Source organism: Chitinophaga sancti (assembly GCF_034087045.1).
GTDB classification, from domain to species: Bacteria; Bacteroidota; Bacteroidia; order Chitinophagales; family Chitinophagaceae; genus Chitinophaga; species Chitinophaga sancti_B.
Genome location: NZ_CP139247.1, coordinates 2,128,830 through 2,144,772, shown reverse-complemented (window position 1 = coordinate 2,144,772; position 15,943 = coordinate 2,128,830). Strand labels below are relative to the sequence as shown.

The window sequence follows — 15,943 nt, the reverse complement described above, 5'->3', positions numbered from 1 at the left end:
TATTTCTAAAGCCGATTAAATTACAAACATATACAAATGAGTTATACAAAAAATGATATGGTTTACGATGATTATTCATGGACCACACGATATACCAATGATGACCCCAAAGTTACAGGGGAACCAGACAGCACATTATTAAATAGAAAAGAGGGATGGGAAATGCTTTATTTTATTAATAAATGTGGAGAAAAATGGAACTGGGCGCAAAATTCAATTGAGGCTTACAAAAAGCTTGAAAAAACAATAAGACAGAAAGTCCCGAGTGATATAAGATCTCAACAACGAATTAAAACTTGGATTGAAGAAAACTATAAGTCATTTTGGAATACCATCTAACAACGTGAATCCAGTAGATATTTGTGGGCATAGTTGTAGAAAGAAAAAGAGAGGGGTGTGAAGAAAAAAGTAAAAGGCTTCCAGTGATACTGAAAGCCTTTTTTAGTCAGTGTAGCGAGAAAGGGAGTTGAACCCTTGACCTCAGGGTTATGAATCCTGCGCTCTAACCGCCTGAGCTACCTCGCCAAATCCTCGTCTTGTTCAAAACGGGAGTGCAAAGATAATCGCTAAATTGATAAAAGCCAAGAGGTATTTATATTTTTTTTTAATACGCTAATAATTCCTTCACCGCAGCCTTCACCTTTTGCGGATTTGGCAACATTTCATTCTCCAATGCCAGATTGATAGGCACTGCTGGCAAATCCAAAGCACCAATCGTGAAAATCGGCGCATCCAGCGAGCGGAAGCAATGCTGTTGAATACGACCCGCTAAAGCCTGCGCAAAAGAATTGTTCAGTTGTTCTTCAGTGAGCACAAGACATTTTCCATGGCGGGAAACTGATGAATAGACCAGCTCTTCATCCAGCGGGAATAACGTACGCAGATCAATCACCTCTACCTGACCAGGGAAGGCCGCAGCGACAGCCATTGCCCAGTATACCCCCATTCCGTAAGTGATAATACAACAAGTATCACCCTTCTTCACATCTTTTGGATGAGCAGGTACCACTACCCTACCCTTGCCCATAGGTAACTGATAGTCTGCATCTGGTTCAACCATGATCGCTGCCTGTGTACCAGGGACCTTGCTCCAGTATAAACCTTTGTGCTCCAGCATAACAACCGGATTAGGATCTAAAAAAGCCGCCTTCATCAGCCCTTTCATATCTGCAGCATTCGATGGGTAGACTACTTTAATACCTTTGATAGTTAACAAAGTAGATTCGATACTACCAGAATGATATGGACCTCCTCCTCCGTAAGCTCCTATAGGTATACGGATCAGGGTCTGTACCGGGAATTTGCCATAGCTGAGGTAACAGGATTTCGAAATCTCCGTCACCAGCTGATTAAATCCAGGATAGATATAATCGGCAAACTGAATTTCTACAATAGGCTTAACACCTACTGCTGATAAACCAGCAGTGGCCCCAACAATATAAGCTTCCTGTATAGCCGTGTTGTATACCCTGTGGTCACCGAATTTTTCAGCAAGGGTAGCTGCTTCGCGGAATACGCCACCCAAACGGCGTCCTACATCCTGACCAAAAAAGATGGCTTCAGGATAGTCCCGCAGAATTTCTTCTACCGCATGCAAAGCAGCATCCACCATCATCACTTTCACACCGTTTGCAGGGGTACGATTCCCCTTTTCACTTGTAACTGCAGCAGGTGCAAATACATGATCCTTTACGGTGCGGGGATCCGGATCCTGCGCTATCCGCGCCTTATCAAATTCGGCTTCTATATATTCCTGTGTTTCTCTTTCAATGGTTAACAGGTCCTTCTCCGGAATACCGGAGGATATTAATAATGCTTTTAGTTTTGGTAAGGGATCCTTTTCTCCGTGAAAGGACAGGTCTTCATCTGTTCTATACCATTCCTTTCGTACACCTGAGGTATGGTGCCCTAACAATGGTACACAGGCATGGACCAATACAGGTTTTCTTTCCTTGCGTACATAACTGATAGCCGCCTCCATGCCGTGATAACTCTCTTCAAAATCACTTCCATCCACCCGTATGCGTTTCAGGCCTTTAAATCCCGCAGCATATTCATATGCATCCATTACACGGGTTTCTGCAGATGAAGCAGAAATACCCCATTCATTGTCCTGTACCAGGTAAATGACAGGTAACTCCCATAGAATCGCACTCTGCCATGCTTCACTCACTTCACCTTCTGTAACACTGCCATCACCGAGAGAGCAAAGAACTACCGGTAATTCTCCATGGGGCCCGGTAGGCAGAGAGTCCGATAAATTTCTTTCCAGATAACGGATACCCTGCGCCATGCCTGTAGCCGGAATGACCTGCATGCCGGTAGCACTGCTCTGGTGAGGGATTAAGGGGCGATTGGGCACCCGGCTGGCTGGATGACTATAATACGATCGACCGCCAGAGAAAGGGTCATCTCCCTTAGCGAGGAGTTGTAACATCAGCTCAAGAGGAGTAAACCCCATGGCCAGCATCATACTGTCATCGCGATAATAAGGACTGGCATAATCCCAGGGGTGTAACTGTAATCCTGCTGCTATCTGAATAGCTTCATGCCCACGAGACGTGGAATGTACATATTTGCAAACGGAGCGATTCGCTTCATACGTGGCGGCCATTTGGGAAGCCTGACACATCAGCCGGAAGGCTTTCAGCCATAGGCCTTGCTTATTAGCAATACCTGCTTTTATAGTTGGGGTGATTGTATTATCTTTAAACACTTTATATCCTGTTTGGATGTTTATAAGATTAAATAGTTGCTAATACAACTATTGCTAATGCAATTTAAATAATTATGCCTAATACTTTCGTAACGAATCCATCTTTTTTTAAGTTGGATGCCACCCTTAAAAGAATCCGTAACTACTGGCAAAAGACTTTTGATATTCATAAAGTGGACATTACTGTTGACCAATGGCTGCTGATAGAAAACCTGTATAAGCACAAAAAGATTACGCATAACGAACTCGCTAAGCTGACATCGAAAGATATTACCACCGTTTCCCGTATTATTGAATTACTGGTTAAGAAAGAACTGGTACTTAGGGAAGGATCTCCCCAGGACCGCAGGAAGGTATATTTACAACTCACTGTTAAAGGCGCAGATAAGTATAAGGAAGCAAGGCCTTTAGTGCTGGAAATGCGTAAAACAGGCTGGAATCATCTTACAGAAGACGATTTTCAGGAGCTGACGAGGATACTGGATGTGATTTATAACAACGTGCCGGATGAGGTTACTTTGACGAAACAGGTGCCAGAAGATAAGTAATTTAAAGGACAGCGAGATTCATAGGGTTGATCGATTACACTAAAAAGAAGCTAGAAGAAAAGTAATATAAAGAACTAACAAAATTCTGAATGGGATAGATAAAACCATACAATTGATTTCAAGAACTAACAAGAATTTCGATTAAAGCCGCTCAAAACAAATCCAAATAAAAACCGGCCTGCTCAGTGAATGAGCAGGCCGGTTCATTTATATCATCAAAACTTATTTCACCATAAACTCCAGCAAACTATCATTTTCAATAAACGCTTCCAGTGTATCCCCTATCTCCACAGGACCAACCCCAGCGGGTGTTCCCGTAAATACAAGATCCCCAATATTCAGCGTAAAGAATTTAGAAATATAAGCCACCAGAAAATCAAATGAAAACAACAGGTCTTTCGTATTACCCTGCTGCACCAGTTCTTTATTTTTATACAAACAGAAGTTAATATCCTTTTTATCCAACTCAGGGGTAATGGGAGTAAACTGCCCTACCACGGCCGAATTATCAAACGCCTTGGCAATCTCCCACGGTAATCCTTTCTGTTTTTGCTTATCCTGCAGATCACGGGCAGTGAAATCAATACCAATCCCAATCTGGTCATAGTATTTATCTGCAAATTTTTCCTGAATATGCTTTCCATTTTTGCATATTCTCAGCACCAGTTCACATTCATAATGGAGGTTGTCGGTAAACTCTGGATAGTAAAATGGATGGTTGTTCTGCAGCAATGCATTCTTAGGCTTCATGAAAATCACAGGTTCTGTCGGTACCTCATTTTTCAATTCCTTTGCATGATCGGCATAGTTTCTTCCAACGCATATAATTTTCATGACGGTTAATCTTTAATTAAGGTTAAATGAATGGATTTATAAATTTAGCTTCCGGGTGAATATTTAAGGTTATTATACTTGTTCATTGTGCGTTCCAAACCTATAGATACAAATCCTTCAATGATTTCCACGCATTTTTCCAGTTTCCACTGCACTATTACCATTTCATCTTTAGGCCATTTGCCCAATACAAAATCAACCTGTCTGCCTTTAGGATAGTTATTACCAATACCGAATCTCAGCCTTGGATACTGGTTTGTACCCAGTAGCTCCTGAATATTCTTAAGCCCGTTTTGTCCTGCATCGCTACCACCAGGGCGGATACGTAGCACTTCTACCGGCAGGGCCAGGTCATCTACCAGTACAAAGATATTTTCCAATGGGACTTTCTCCTTGTCCATCCAGTATTTTACGGCTTTGCCACTCAGGTTCATGTAGGTGGTAGGCTTTATTACAATAAGGGTACGCCCTTTCCATTTCACTTCTGCCACATCCGCCAGGCGTTCGCTTTTGTAGGTAGCTCCGTGCTTTGCAACAAAGGTATCTGCTATATCGAATCCAATATTATGGCGGGTATGCTCATATTCTGCGCCTATATTCCCTAGCCCTACTATCAGGTATTTCATCTGTCGACTAATTTAATAAACACGAACTCGTGGCGGCATCCACCATATATACGGAAGATTTGCAAACCACGGCGTAAAAATAGAAAAAGTCCCATCCCGGACGAACCAGGACGGGACTTTTTGGAAAAATATCTATAAAGAAAATTATTTCTTCTTGGCGTCTTTTTCGTTAGCAGCCTCTTCCTGACGTAACTGACGGGTCATTACTACGGAAGCGATAGGAATACGAGGAGAGTTAGTGATCTCGATGTTTTCAGCTACTACGTCTTCTACGCGGATGTTACCATTCAGTTCCAGGTTATCGATGTTTACTTCGATATTCTCACGCAGGTACTTAGGCAGCGCCTTAACTTTCAGTGCCTTGATCTTTACAACCAGCTTACCACCGGCTTTAACACCTTCGGACTGACCTACGATCTTGATTGGCAGACTTACCGCTACTGGCTTATCTTCAACCAGTTCCAGGAAGTCGATGTGTGACAGCTCGTCAGTTACGGTATCAAACTGCAGATCTTTCAGTACACATCTGTAAGTATTAGCACCTAATTTGATTTCAGCGAGCTGAAATTCAGAAGTGTAAACCAGCGTTTTGAAAGCAACAGCCGGAGCAGAAAAGCTCACGGTTTCAGCACCCCCGTAAATAACACAAGGCACTTGTCCCTCAGAACGTACCTGGCGGGTGGCTTTTTTGCCATATTCGCTTCTGAGTTGTCCTTCGATTGTTATCGTTTTCATTGATTAAACATTTATAATTGTTATAAATAAGCTTGTTGCTACTAGCGGCGGTGACTATGCACGAACAGGTTTGTGATAGACTTGTTCTCATGCATGTTCCGGATGGCTACTGCAAAGAGATCAGCAACACTGATCACCTTGATCTTTGAAGATTGCTGTTTCAATGGAATAGTGTCGCAGATAACGAACTCTTCCAATACAGAATTCTCAATGTTTTCGTATGCCTTTCCGCTCAGCACAGGGTGTGTACAAAATGCACGAACACTCTTTGCTCCCTTTTCTATCAGCAGGTTAGCTGCTTTGGTAAGGGTACCTGCAGTATCGCAGATGTCATCGATCAGCACGATGTCCTTGTCTTTCACATCACCTATTACAACCATGGAAGCGATCTCATTCGCACGTTTACGGTGCTTATCGCAGATCACCATTTCCGCGTTGAAGTAGGCTGCTACTTCCCTTACCCTGTTAGTGCTACCCACATCAGGGGACGCAAAGGTAAGATTTTCCAGCTTCAAATTCTCAATGTACGGTATGAAAATTGCCGAACTATCCAGGTGGTCTACCGGGATATCGAAGAAGCCCTGGATCTGAGGAGCGTGCAAATCCATGGTAATCACCCTGTTAGCACCTGCCGACGTGAGCAGATTCGCTACCAGCTTAGAGGCGATGGCTACCCTAGGTTTGTCCTTTCTGTCCTGCCGGGCGAAGCCAAAATACGGAATTACTGCGGTGATATACCCGGCAGAAGCCCTTTTGGCTGCGTCGATCATCATTAATAACTCCATCAGGTTGTCCGATGGAGAATTAGTGCTCTGCACGAGAAAAACATAATCACCGCGGATACTTTCCATATAAATTGGCTGGAATTCTCCGTCACTGAACTTCTGAATTGTCAATTTGCCTAACCCGTTGCCGTAGCGGCTGGCGATTTTCTCTGCCAGCGCGGGATTGCTGTTCCCTGTGAATATTTTTACTGATGGTTGCATGAACTATGAAAAAGAGGTTGCAAAACTATGATATTTGGAGAATGAATTTTTTTATTTTTTGGTGACTACAGGGCCAGACACACGACTTTGCTTTATTTCGAATAAGTAAAACTCTTATTATTAGGAGGTTACCTATTCTATGCTGTGGATTGTAGTGCTAATTTAAAAAAAATTGAAAGCCCGGGGGAAAAGATGTATCTTTTGGTAAAGATAGAAAGAATGGATACCATTGATTCGTTAGCCGGGCATGTGTCAATCAAAGATTGGCACACAGATGACCAACCACGACACAAGTTAATCATAAAAGGAACAGGAACATTGAGTGATGCAGAATTGCTCGCTTTATTATTAAATACAGGCCATAAGAACAAATCCGCATTGTTGCTGGCACAGGAAATACTTCACAAATCATCCAATAATTTACAGGAATTAGGGAAGCTAAATGTCAATCAGTTGAAGAAACTGAGGGGAATTGGCGAAGCTAAAGCAGCCAGAATAATAGCTGCTTTGGAACTCGGGCGCCGAAGGCAGGCCGGATTCATGCTGTCAAAAACCAAAATCAGAAACGGGCAGGAAGCAGCTTTATATTTTAAACCCATTCTGGGAGATTGCTCCAATGAGCGGGTACATGTACTTTATTTAAATTTTGCGAATACAGTGATCAAGGATTGTTGTGTGAGCGTGGGAGGTATTTCTTCTGCACCCGCCGATGTGAGAGTGATTCTGAGAGAGGCGCTGGAACTGGGAGCTACCTCTATTATTCTTTGCCATAACCACCCTTCAGGTAATCTGAGTCCCAGTCAGGCCGATATTCTTTTTACACGAAAGGTGGTACAGGCTGCCAGCATTTTGGATATAATGGTGCTGGATCATATCATCGTTTCACAGGCAGGGTACTATAGTCTGAATGAAGAAGGTCTGATGGAGGAAGAAAAAAAGCAACCAGTAAAGAGCAGGCTAATCAGAGAAAACAACTCTCCATTAGGCTTCTCCGGAATGAGGATTGCCATGGCATAATTGCAACTTTCACATATATAATATAACATTTGGATATAACACCGTCTTTTCCTTACATTCGCAATTATTTTATTTTCAAAGAATAATATGCTCAAAATAGGAATCTTTGGTGTGGGGCACCTGGGTAAGATCCATCTTTCTCAATGGGCCACCATAAAAGACGTAGAAGTAGTCGGCTTTTTTGATCCAAGTGATAGCAATGCCGCCAGTGTAGCACAGCAATACCAGATTCCGAGATTCTCGACCGCGGAAGAACTGATACAGGCTTCTGATGCCATTGATATCATCGCTCCTACCACCCAGCACTTCAAGTTATGTGAAAGCGCTATCCGTAACGGAAAGCACATTTTCGTGGAGAAACCTATGACCAATACCATGGAAGAAGCTAAAACACTGGTGAAACTGGTGGAAGAAGCTAATATCAAATTCCAGGTAGGTCATGTGGAACGTTTCAACCCGGCTTTCCTTGCGCTGAAAGGACATGCACTCAACCCCATGTTCATCGAAGTACATCGCCTGGCTGAATTTAATCCACGTGGTACGGACGTAAGCGTAATTCTGGACCTGATGATCCATGATATCGACATCGTGCTCAGTATCGTACAGTCAACCGTGAACCGTATCTCTGCCAGTGGCGTCGCTGTGATGAGCGATACACCTGATATAGCCAATGTTCGCATTGAATTCCATAACGGCTGCGTAGCCAACCTGACATCCAGCCGTATCTCTCTGAAAAAGATGCGCAAAATGCGCCTCTTCCAGAAAGATGCTTACATCGGCATCGACTTCCTGGATAAGAAGACTGAAATCATCAAGCTGAAAACACCAGAAGATGAAGGGCTATTCACATTGGATATAGATACCAACAGCGGTAAAAAAACCATCGCTATCGACAATCCTGAAATCAAACAGGTGAACGCGATCAGAATGGAGCTGGAATTGTTCAGAGATGCTATTCTACTGAATAAACCTGTACCGGTGAATGCAATTGATGGTCTGCAGGCTATGGAAGTAGCACATCAGATCCTTGCTAAAATCAATAAGGGATTATCTTCAGAAGCTTAATTTCTTGTTCCTAACAAGGCCTCCGCGATCGTAAGATCCAGCGGACGGGTGATTTTTATATTCGCTTCGTCGCCGGGTACCAACTGTACCTGGCGACCCTGCCGCTCTACTACCGTTGCTTCATCTGTGAATAACGGATCAAAAGGTTGCTCAAATGCGGGCAGGATCCATTCCGAGAGGAATGTCTGCGGGGTCTGTATGATCTTATATTGCTCTCTGTTTACCGCCCTGTTACCATCCCCTACCAACTCGCGGATACTATCTTTCATATCAATCACAGGGATGGCACTTCCCTGCGCTACTGCTCCTTCATAACAACGGTGGATCAATGCTCTGCTAACCAGCGGCCTTACACCATCGTGTACAAAAATCACTGCCGGTGCCTGCACCGTCTTCAACCCGTTGAGTACAGAATTGAAACGGGTTTCCCCTCCTTTCACCAACATCACCTGCTTAAAATCGCCTATCCATTCAGCCACATAACTGAAATGGGCCTCCGGCAATACCAATACGATCTCCATATCAGCATACGCCTGCACAAAAGCATTGACGGTGTGCCATAATACCGGCTTTCCGGCCAGTTCCAGAAACTGTTTGGGAACGGCACTTCCCATGCGGGTACCGGAACCTCCGGCTACAATGATGGCTACTTTCTTTCGTTGTTCCACGAGCTGAAATTAAATTGCGAATGATCCTGCCTAAGCAGTACCATTCGCAATAAATAATTGAGAATCTGTTTCGTTTATTAGAGGATCAGCATAGCATCGCCATAGCTGAAGAAACGGTATTTCTCCTTGATAGCCTGTTGGTAAGCTTCCATCACCAGATCATAACCAGCAAAAGCACACACCATGATCAGCAGACTTGTCTTAGGCAGGTGGAAGTTCGTTACCAAAGCATTAGGGATAGCGAAATCATAAGGCGGATGAATGAATGTGTTCGTCCATCCTTCTGCTGCTTTCAGCATGTTCTGCGCAGTCACGGAAGATTCTACAGCCCTTACAGTTGTAGTACCGATCGCACATACTTTACGATTTTCTTCTTTCGCTTTGTTCACAATCTTCACAGCGTATTCATCAATGTTGAAATACTCTGCATCCATCTTGTGTTTGCTCAGATCTTCCACTTCAATAGGACGGAAAGTACCTAAACCAGTGTGAAGAGTTACCTCTGCAAACTTAATACCTTTGATCTCAAGACGCTTGATCAGCTCACGGCTGAAGTGCAGACCAGCAGTTGGCGCAGCTACTGCACCTTCGTACTTGGCATACACCGTCTGATAACGCTCCTTGTCCTCATCTTCAGGCTTACGCTTGATGTACTTAGGCAGTGGCGTTTCACCCAGGGTGTCCAGCACCTGCTTAAACTCTTCATCATTACCTTCGAACAGGAAACGGATTGTACGGCCACGGGAAGTAGTGTTGTCAATTACCTCCGCTACCAGCGACTCATCATCTCCAAAATACAACTTGTTACCAACCCTGATCTTACGGGCAGGATCCACAATCACATCCCACAAACGATTCTGCTTGTTCAGTTCGCGCAACAGGAATACTTCAATCTTGGCACCTGTTTTCTCTTTACGGCCATAAAGACGGGCAGGGAACACTTTCGTGTTGTTTACCATCATTACATCCTTGTCATTGAAATAATTCAGGATATCCTTGAATACCTTGTGCTCGATTTTGCCGGTGGCACGGTTTACCACCATCAAACGTGCTTCATCTCTTGTCTTGGAAGGGTGCTGTGCGATCAGATTTAAAGGAAGATCAAACCTAAACTGTGATAGTTTCATATTACGGTATGAATAAATTTAAAGGTTGCAAAGGTATTGATAATATACCATCTGTCAAAAAATGATTATTTGATATTTATGAAACAATTAATTACGCATAAATATTTTTAGGAATAGAACTAATTAGCTGCTTTGTATATGCACTCTGCGGATGTTCATAGACCTGATCGGCCAATCCGGCTTCCTCTATCCTCCCCTTATTCATGACCATCATTCTGTCACTGATAAAACGCACTACCGATAAATCGTGCGATATGAATATATACGTAAATCCAAACTCTTCCCGTAAGCGCATCAGCAGATTCAATACCTGTGCCTGTATACTTACGTCCAGTGCGGCAACCGACTCATCACAAATGATAAATGAAGGTTGTAGCGCCAACGCACGGGCGATGACTATCCGCTGCCGCTGCCCACCCGAAAACTCATGTGGATAACGGTAATAATGCTCCGGCAACAGATTAACTTTATCCAGCAATTCCTGTACCTTTTCTTTACGCTGACGATCATTGGCATATAATCCGTGTACCTGCAACGGTTCCAGAATGGCCTGCCCTACGGTCAAACGTGGATTCAGGGACGAGTAAGGATCCTGAAATATGATTTGCAGCTCTTTGCGGAGGTCCCGCATCTCTGAAGCCGGCAACTGGCAAAGGTCTTTCCCTTTATATAATATGCTTCCGTCAGTGGGTGGCGTGAGTCGCAGCAAGGTACGACCAAGGGTCGTCTTTCCACATCCTGACTCCCCTACCAACCCCATTGTCTCACCTTCTTTGACTGTAAAACTCACCCCATTCACGGCTTTGGTCCAGCTCAGGACCTTTCCGAATATATTGCGGGAAGCCGGAAACCAGGTATGCAGGTCCTTTACCTCCAACAATGGAGGTTGCTGTACAATGTACTGTTCTCTGAGTATTATTTTTTCAGCAGGGATTTCGAGGCTATGTACCAGCGATTGTACGGCCTGGCCTTTTTCCTGGATCTGACCGGCAGTGTCCACTTCCATAAAGTCGCGGGTCACCGGCAGTCTATATAATCTTTTATCCAGCGGAGGGCGGCAGGCCAGCAGCCCCTTGGTATAAGGATGTTGTGGATGTGTGAATATCTCCTGTACACTGCCCTGTTCTACAATCTGTCCTTTGTACATCACCGCGACCCTGTCTGCGATTTCTGCAATTACACCCAGGTCATGGGTGATAAATACCACGCTCATACCCGTTTGCTGCTGCAGTTCCTTTAACAGGGCGAGAATAGTCTTTTGTACGGTAACGTCCAGGGCAGTAGTCGGTTCATCAGCTATCAGCAGGCGGGGTTGGCAGCTGATGGCCATGGCAATCATGACACGTTGTTTCTGACCGCCGGACAACTGATGTGGGTAACGGTGCAGGATCTTCTCCGGATCTGGTAGGCGCACCTGCCTGAATAAAGCTAATGTTTGCTCCCTCGCGTCACTGGCAGAGACTTTCTTATGCAGACGGATGACTTCCATAACCTGTGCTCCACAGGTATGCAGCGGGTTCAGTGCCGTCATCGGCTCCTGAAAGATCATTGCGATTTCATTGCCTCTCCATTTGCGCATCTCGCTTTCGGAGAGATCGGGAAGATTAACAGGGGGCTTTTCCGGGTCAACCTGGTAAAATAAACTACCAGCTGAAATGAGACCAGGAGGCTGAATGAGCCGCATCAGGGCCAGCGACGTCACAGACTTTCCTGAGCCGGATTCTCCGACTATTCCCATAATCTCCCCTTTTCTGATGTCCAGAGAAATATCCTTCACCGCCTGATGGCCGGCGAAGGAAACGGTTAAATTCCGGATGGAAAGTAATGTTTGTTGCGTAGTGGCTGATGTGAGCATGAGTCCTTTATCCTGCTCATATTACGAAATAATACGCAAAATTCTTACTGCTTACGAACTTAGAATCGTAGATGCTTCACTGTCTGGTGACTATTGATCAGCGCTTTCAGCGAGTCAATACCAATCTTGAGGTGATTGTTCACATAATCAGAAGTCACTTTCTTATCAGATTCTTCTGTCTTCACTCCTTCCGGAACCATAGGTTGGTCAGAAACCAGTAATAATGCACCGGTAGGGATCTTATTGTAGAAGCCTACTGAAAAGATGGTGGCAGTTTCCATATCCACGGCCATTGCCCTGATCTTTTCCAGATAGCGTTTAAATTCCACATCATGCTCCCATACACGTCGGTTGGTACTGTAGCAGGTACCTGTCCAGTAGTCGCAGCCATATTCGCGAATGGTGGTGGAAATTGCCTTCTGAAGGGCGAATGAGGGTAGTGCAGGAACTTCGGGCGGGAAGTAGTCATTGGAGGTACCTTCACCTCTGATAGCTGCAATAGGCAGGATCAGGTCTCCAACATTATTCTTTTTTTTCAGTCCCCCGCATTTGCCAAGGAATAATACGGCATTGGGTGAAATAGCGGTCAGCAGGTCCATGATAGTAGCGGCACCGGGACTCCCCATACCAAAATTGATGATGGTAATGTCATTTGCAGTGGCACATTGCATTGCTTTGCCATTGCCAACGATCTTGACATTATTCCATTCAGCAAATAAATTAAGGTAATTACTGAAGTTGGTGAGGAGGATGTGGGAACCAAAGTTCTCCAGCTTTTCTCCGGTGTAGCGGGGAAGCCAATTAGCTACTATTTCGTCTTTTGTCTTCATAGCCTTTTGACATGCAAATTTACAAAAAATTACTGAGAAGACTACCTTTGCCTGATGATTACCATCGAATTTCCCCCTCCTGACTTCAAAATCATCACTGAAAACGATAAAGACCTGATCTTCGACCGTTTCCGGAAAAAATACGTTGTCCTCACCCCTGAAGAATGGGTACGTCAAAACTTTCTGAATTATCTGGTCGCAACCCTTAAATACCCGGCATCCCTGATAGGCATTGAAAAGGAGATCTACCTGGGAGAGATGAAAAAGCGCTATGACATCGTAGTTTTCAACAAAAATCACCAGCCCTGGATGATCGTGGAGTGCAAGGAGATGGGGATTCCCCTCAGCCAGACTACTTTAGAACAGATCGTTCGTTATCATATGGTATTGCCCGCCGCCTATCTGGTGATCACCAACGGCGTCAATACCTGGTGCTGCGAACATAATGTGCCGGCCGGCGGATGGGATTTTATCGAAATGCTACCTTCGCACCAATAAAAAAAGGACGTACCAGCAATGGTACGTCCTTTCGTAAATATGCTGTATTCCAATCAAGGGAAAATACCCAGTTGTTCGTAGGCTGCGCCTACTTTATCAATTGCACAGATATAAGCGGCAGTACGCATATCGTGTACATCAGGATGGTTCACCATGATCTCACGTACTTCGTGCAAAGCAGCATGCATGGTTTCTTCCAGGCCGGAATATACCAGATCCACTTCGTCCGCACCGTGTGCAATGAATTTTCTTTCTCTTTCTGACACGCTCTTACCTGTCATTTCTTCAATCACGCCAAGAATGTGAATATTCATATTCTCATCAAAGCGTTTGCCCAGACGACCATAACGTACATGGCTAAGGTTCTTGAGCCACTCAAAGTAAGATACAGTCACACCACCGGCATTCAGGAACATATCCGGCACTACAATCACGCCTTTCTTATTCAGAATATCATCTGCTTCTGGTGTAATAGGACCATTCGCCGCTTCACCGATAATGCGGGCTTTGATATTAGCAGCGTTGCCTTTGTGGATCACATTTTCCAGCGCGGCGGGGATCAGGATATCACAATCCAGTTCCAGTCCGTCTGTATTTTTCGCCAGCGTCTGTGCACCCGGGAAGTTGATGATTGAACCAGTCTCGTTCCTGTGTTTCAATACCTTGTCAGGATCCAGGCCTTTCTCATTGTAGATAGCACCATCATATTCGATCAGACCTACAATGACAGAACCTGCTTCATGGAAATATTTAGCGGCATGGTAACCTACGTTACCCATACCCTGTACGATCACCCTTTTGCCAATGAGACCAGGCTCCAGACCGACCTTTTTCATATCTTCCCTGATATTACATAGTTCCTGCAAACCATAGAATACACCCAGACCAGTCGCTTCTTTACGGCCTCTTACACCGCCCTGTGATACGGGTTTACCCGTTACGCAGCCATAACCATCTATTTCTCCCGGACGAAGGCTCATATAAGTATCCAGGATCCAGCTCATTTCTCTTTCACCGGTTCCATAATCAGGAGCAGGTACATCGATACCAGGGCCGATAAAGTTTTTCTTTACCAGTTCAGCAGTGTAACGACGGGTAATGTTTTCCAGCTGGAATGGAGAATAATTGCGGGGATTGATTTTGATACCACCTTTTGCACCACCGAAGGGTACGTTTACGATGGCACATTTGTAAGTCATCAGGGAGGCAAGGGCCATTACCTCATCCTGGTTCACTTCTTCACTGAAGCGGATACCACCTTTACAAGGAAGTTTGTGGTGTGAGTGCTGTACACGATAGGCTTCGATCACTTCAATCGTATCACCTACGCGTACGGGGAATTTCATACGGTAAACGGCATTACAAGCTTTAATCTGCTCGAGAATGCCCTTCTCCCATTTCGTGAAACCTGCGGCTTTGTCAAAGCTTTTTTCAACGTTCTGAAAAAAGCTTATGTGCTGTTCTTGCGCCATAAAAAACTGTTTTGGTATAAATATGTAGTTGGACTTAATAAAGTCTTAGAGGGTATCAGCACGTTCCCTACGCTCCAGCTTACTGATCTTCCGATCCAGGCGAACTAAAAAAATCACAATTCCAATAAAGATGATCAGCAGGACTCCTACTACCACATATATCTTGCCATTGCTACGAAAAAATTCATTTACCGGTCCAGTCTCCGTATTCTGTTGTTGTGATGCCGGCTCTTGTCCAAAGGTCAGCAGGGATACTAATAACAACAAACAGGTACAACAGAAAGAAATCGCTTTGTTAATCATTTAAAAATATTTTTTAACTCTAATTTTTTGTAGCGCACCACGAGGGTATAGATCCAGACACTCAGCAGTACCCAGCCAATGAATGCGGGATAGAGCACCGTCTTCATACTGCCATCAGTATCTTTTGAGGCAAACGTAGGAGAGCCGGCGGCACCTGGGTGAAGGGATTCCACCATGCGTGGGATGATATATGTTAAGGGAATCAACAAAGCAAATGCGAAAATGTTAAACACGGCAGAGATACGTGCACGCTTATCGATGTCCGGAATAGACATACGCAGTACCAGGTAAGCCATATATATGAGCAGGGCAACAGCGGTAAGCTGTTGTTTGGCGTCATTCGTGATTGTTCCGCCCCAGGTGTATGTTGCCCACAGTGTACCGGTACAAAAGCCCAGTATACCAAAGAACACGCCTACACTACCGGCTGCGCCAGCCAGGGCATCTTTCTTCAAATCGTATTTTGTGAGATAGAGCAGGGAATTTGCTACCGAAATGCTGAACATGGTATACATACACATCCACATCGGTACGTGGAAAAATAGTCCCCGGGATGATTGTTGATTCGTACCTATAAGGGGTATATTAATTGTAAACCCTGCAATTATAGTGTAGATGAGAAGTATTACCGCTAAAGCTTTCCACCAGTGCTTTGCCATTGTT

17 protein-coding genes and 1 tRNA gene are annotated in these 15,943 nt (G+C 44.5%); 5 read left to right on the top strand and 13 right to left on the bottom strand.

The annotated features are described in order from the left end of the window. Positions 1-36 precede the first annotated feature (36 nt). Positions 37-339 carry a hypothetical protein gene (locus tag SIO70_RS08980; RefSeq protein ID WP_320580571.1) on the top strand — a complete coding sequence of 101 codons (303 nt, stop codon included), beginning with the start codon at positions 37-39 and terminating at the stop codon, positions 337-339. 112 nt (positions 340-451) lie between these two features. On the opposite strand, the gene SIO70_RS08975 is transcribed toward SIO70_RS08980, so the two are convergent. Further along, a tRNA-Met gene (locus tag SIO70_RS08975) sits at positions 452-525 on the bottom strand. A 79-nt stretch (positions 526-604) separates the two neighbouring features. Then, complete coding sequence (locus SIO70_RS08970; protein WP_320580570.1) at positions 605-2,716, bottom strand: thiamine pyrophosphate-dependent enzyme; 2,112 nt, start codon at positions 2,714-2,716, stop codon at positions 605-607. A gap of 74 nt (positions 2,717-2,790) precedes the next feature. Between SIO70_RS08970 and SIO70_RS08965 the strand changes: the two genes are divergently transcribed. Next, positions 2,791-3,264 (top strand): MarR family winged helix-turn-helix transcriptional regulator, encoded by a 474-nt coding sequence (locus SIO70_RS08965; protein ID WP_320580569.1) that lies wholly within the window; start codon positions 2,791-2,793, stop codon positions 3,262-3,264. Positions 3,265-3,486: 222 nt separating this feature from the next. On the opposite strand, the gene SIO70_RS08960 is transcribed toward SIO70_RS08965, so the two are convergent. The 4 genes from SIO70_RS08960 to SIO70_RS08945 form a co-directional block, all read right to left on the bottom strand. Continuing rightward, on the bottom strand, positions 3,487-4,098 hold the full coding sequence (locus SIO70_RS08960; RefSeq protein ID WP_320580568.1) for a fumarylacetoacetate hydrolase family protein: 612 nt from the start codon (positions 4,096-4,098) through the stop codon (positions 3,487-3,489). Between the two features lie 44 nt (positions 4,099-4,142). Continuing rightward, positions 4,143-4,724: an aminoacyl-tRNA hydrolase gene (pth, locus tag SIO70_RS08955; protein ID WP_320580567.1), complete on the bottom strand. Its 582-nt coding sequence runs from the start codon at positions 4,722-4,724 to the stop codon at positions 4,143-4,145. A gap of 144 nt (positions 4,725-4,868) precedes the next feature. Continuing rightward, positions 4,869-5,459, bottom strand: a complete 591-nt coding sequence (locus SIO70_RS08950) for a 50S ribosomal protein L25 (protein ID WP_320580566.1) — start codon at positions 5,457-5,459, stop codon at positions 4,869-4,871. 41 nt (positions 5,460-5,500) lie between these two features. After that, positions 5,501-6,445, bottom strand: a complete 945-nt coding sequence (locus SIO70_RS08945; RefSeq protein ID WP_072360476.1) for a ribose-phosphate pyrophosphokinase — start codon at positions 6,443-6,445, stop codon at positions 5,501-5,503. 219 nt (positions 6,446-6,664) lie between these two features. Here SIO70_RS08945 and radC point away from each other — a divergent pair, with 219 nt between their 5' ends. Both radC and SIO70_RS08935 read left to right on the top strand, forming a co-directional pair. Continuing rightward, positions 6,665-7,462, top strand: a complete 798-nt coding sequence (radC, locus tag SIO70_RS08940) for a RadC family protein (protein ID WP_320580565.1) — start codon at positions 6,665-6,667, stop codon at positions 7,460-7,462. Between the two features lie 87 nt (positions 7,463-7,549). Then, positions 7,550-8,527, top strand: coding sequence for a Gfo/Idh/MocA family oxidoreductase (locus SIO70_RS08935; RefSeq protein ID WP_320580564.1), 978 nt, complete (start codon positions 7,550-7,552; stop codon positions 8,525-8,527). Here SIO70_RS08935 and SIO70_RS08930 read toward each other — a convergent pair. The 4 genes from SIO70_RS08930 to SIO70_RS08915 all read right to left on the bottom strand — a co-directional run bounded on the left by SIO70_RS08930 (position 8,524) and on the right by SIO70_RS08915 (position 13,007). Next, entirely contained in the window at positions 8,524-9,195 is a 672-nt protein-coding gene (locus SIO70_RS08930; RefSeq protein WP_320580563.1) for a 2-C-methyl-D-erythritol 4-phosphate cytidylyltransferase, read from the bottom strand. The genes SIO70_RS08935 and SIO70_RS08930 overlap by 4 nt on opposite strands. A gap of 77 nt (positions 9,196-9,272) precedes the next feature. Further along, the gene (queA, locus tag SIO70_RS08925) at positions 9,273-10,322 is read right to left on the bottom strand and encodes a tRNA preQ1(34) S-adenosylmethionine ribosyltransferase-isomerase QueA (protein WP_083721156.1); all 1,050 of its coding nucleotides are present in this window, start codon (positions 10,320-10,322) and stop codon (positions 9,273-9,275) included. 91 nt (positions 10,323-10,413) lie between these two features. Next, positions 10,414-12,177 carry an ABC transporter ATP-binding protein gene (locus SIO70_RS08920; protein ID WP_320580562.1) on the bottom strand — a complete coding sequence of 588 codons (1,764 nt, stop codon included), beginning with the start codon at positions 12,175-12,177 and terminating at the stop codon, positions 10,414-10,416. Positions 12,178-12,236: 59 nt separating this feature from the next. Continuing rightward, positions 12,237-13,007 (bottom strand): AMP nucleosidase, encoded by a 771-nt coding sequence (locus SIO70_RS08915; RefSeq protein WP_320580561.1) that lies wholly within the window; start codon positions 13,005-13,007, stop codon positions 12,237-12,239. A gap of 54 nt (positions 13,008-13,061) precedes the next feature. On the opposite strand from SIO70_RS08915, the gene SIO70_RS08910 reads away from it, so the two are divergent. Continuing rightward, a complete protein-coding gene (locus SIO70_RS08910; protein WP_320580560.1) occupies positions 13,062-13,505 on the top strand; it encodes a type I restriction enzyme HsdR N-terminal domain-containing protein in 444 nt (147 codons plus the stop codon). Between the two features lie 53 nt (positions 13,506-13,558). Here SIO70_RS08910 and SIO70_RS08905 read toward each other — a convergent pair whose 3' ends face one another. Genes SIO70_RS08905 through ccsA form a run of 3 tightly spaced genes read right to left on the bottom strand, consistent with a single transcriptional unit; the run spans position 13,559 to position 15,939 of the window. Continuing rightward, entirely contained in the window at positions 13,559-14,977 is a 1,419-nt protein-coding gene (locus tag SIO70_RS08905) for a Glu/Leu/Phe/Val family dehydrogenase (RefSeq protein WP_083721164.1), read from the bottom strand. Between the two features lie 45 nt (positions 14,978-15,022). Beyond that, on the bottom strand, positions 15,023-15,280 hold the full coding sequence (locus tag SIO70_RS08900; protein WP_204545984.1) for a CcmD family protein: 258 nt from the start codon (positions 15,278-15,280) through the stop codon (positions 15,023-15,025). Beyond that, entirely contained in the window at positions 15,277-15,939 is a 663-nt protein-coding gene (ccsA, locus tag SIO70_RS08895) for a cytochrome c biogenesis protein CcsA (RefSeq protein ID WP_083721166.1), read from the bottom strand. Before ccsA ends, SIO70_RS08900 begins: the two co-directional genes overlap by 4 nt. Positions 15,940-15,943: the final 4 nt, after the last annotated feature.

Coding starts and splice junctions, on each gene's coding strand:
- SIO70_RS08980 (WP_320580571.1), top strand. CDS start 37: ATGAGTTATACAAAAAATGATATGGTTTACGATGATTATTCATGGACC.
- SIO70_RS08965 (WP_320580569.1), top strand. CDS start 2,791: ATGCCTAATACTTTCGTAACGAATCCATCTTTTTTTAAGTTGGATGCC.
- SIO70_RS08960 (WP_320580568.1), bottom strand. CDS start 4,098: ATGAAAATTATATGCGTTGGAAGAAACTATGCCGATCATGCAAAGGAA.
- pth (WP_320580567.1), bottom strand. CDS start 4,724: ATGAAATACCTGATAGTAGGGCTAGGGAATATAGGCGCAGAATATGAG.
- SIO70_RS08950 (WP_320580566.1), bottom strand. CDS start 5,459: ATGAAAACGATAACAATCGAAGGACAACTCAGAAGCGAATATGGCAAA.
- SIO70_RS08945 (WP_072360476.1), bottom strand. CDS start 6,445: ATGCAACCATCAGTAAAAATATTCACAGGGAACAGCAATCCCGCGCTG.
- radC (WP_320580565.1), top strand. CDS start 6,665: ATGGATACCATTGATTCGTTAGCCGGGCATGTGTCAATCAAAGATTGG.
- SIO70_RS08935 (WP_320580564.1), top strand. CDS start 7,550: ATGCTCAAAATAGGAATCTTTGGTGTGGGGCACCTGGGTAAGATCCAT.
- queA (WP_083721156.1), bottom strand. CDS start 10,322: ATGAAACTATCACAGTTTAGGTTTGATCTTCCTTTAAATCTGATCGCA.
- SIO70_RS08920 (WP_320580562.1), bottom strand. CDS start 12,177: ATGCTCACATCAGCCACTACGCAACAAACATTACTTTCCATCCGGAAT.
- SIO70_RS08915 (WP_320580561.1), bottom strand. CDS start 13,007: ATGAAGACAAAAGACGAAATAGTAGCTAATTGGCTTCCCCGCTACACC.
- SIO70_RS08910 (WP_320580560.1), top strand. CDS start 13,062: ATGATTACCATCGAATTTCCCCCTCCTGACTTCAAAATCATCACTGAA.
- SIO70_RS08905 (WP_083721164.1), bottom strand. CDS start 14,977: ATGGCGCAAGAACAGCACATAAGCTTTTTTCAGAACGTTGAAAAAAGC.
- SIO70_RS08900 (WP_204545984.1), bottom strand. CDS start 15,280: ATGATTAACAAAGCGATTTCTTTCTGTTGTACCTGTTTGTTGTTATTA.
- ccsA (WP_083721166.1), bottom strand. CDS start 15,939: ATGGCAAAGCACTGGTGGAAAGCTTTAGCGGTAATACTTCTCATCTAC.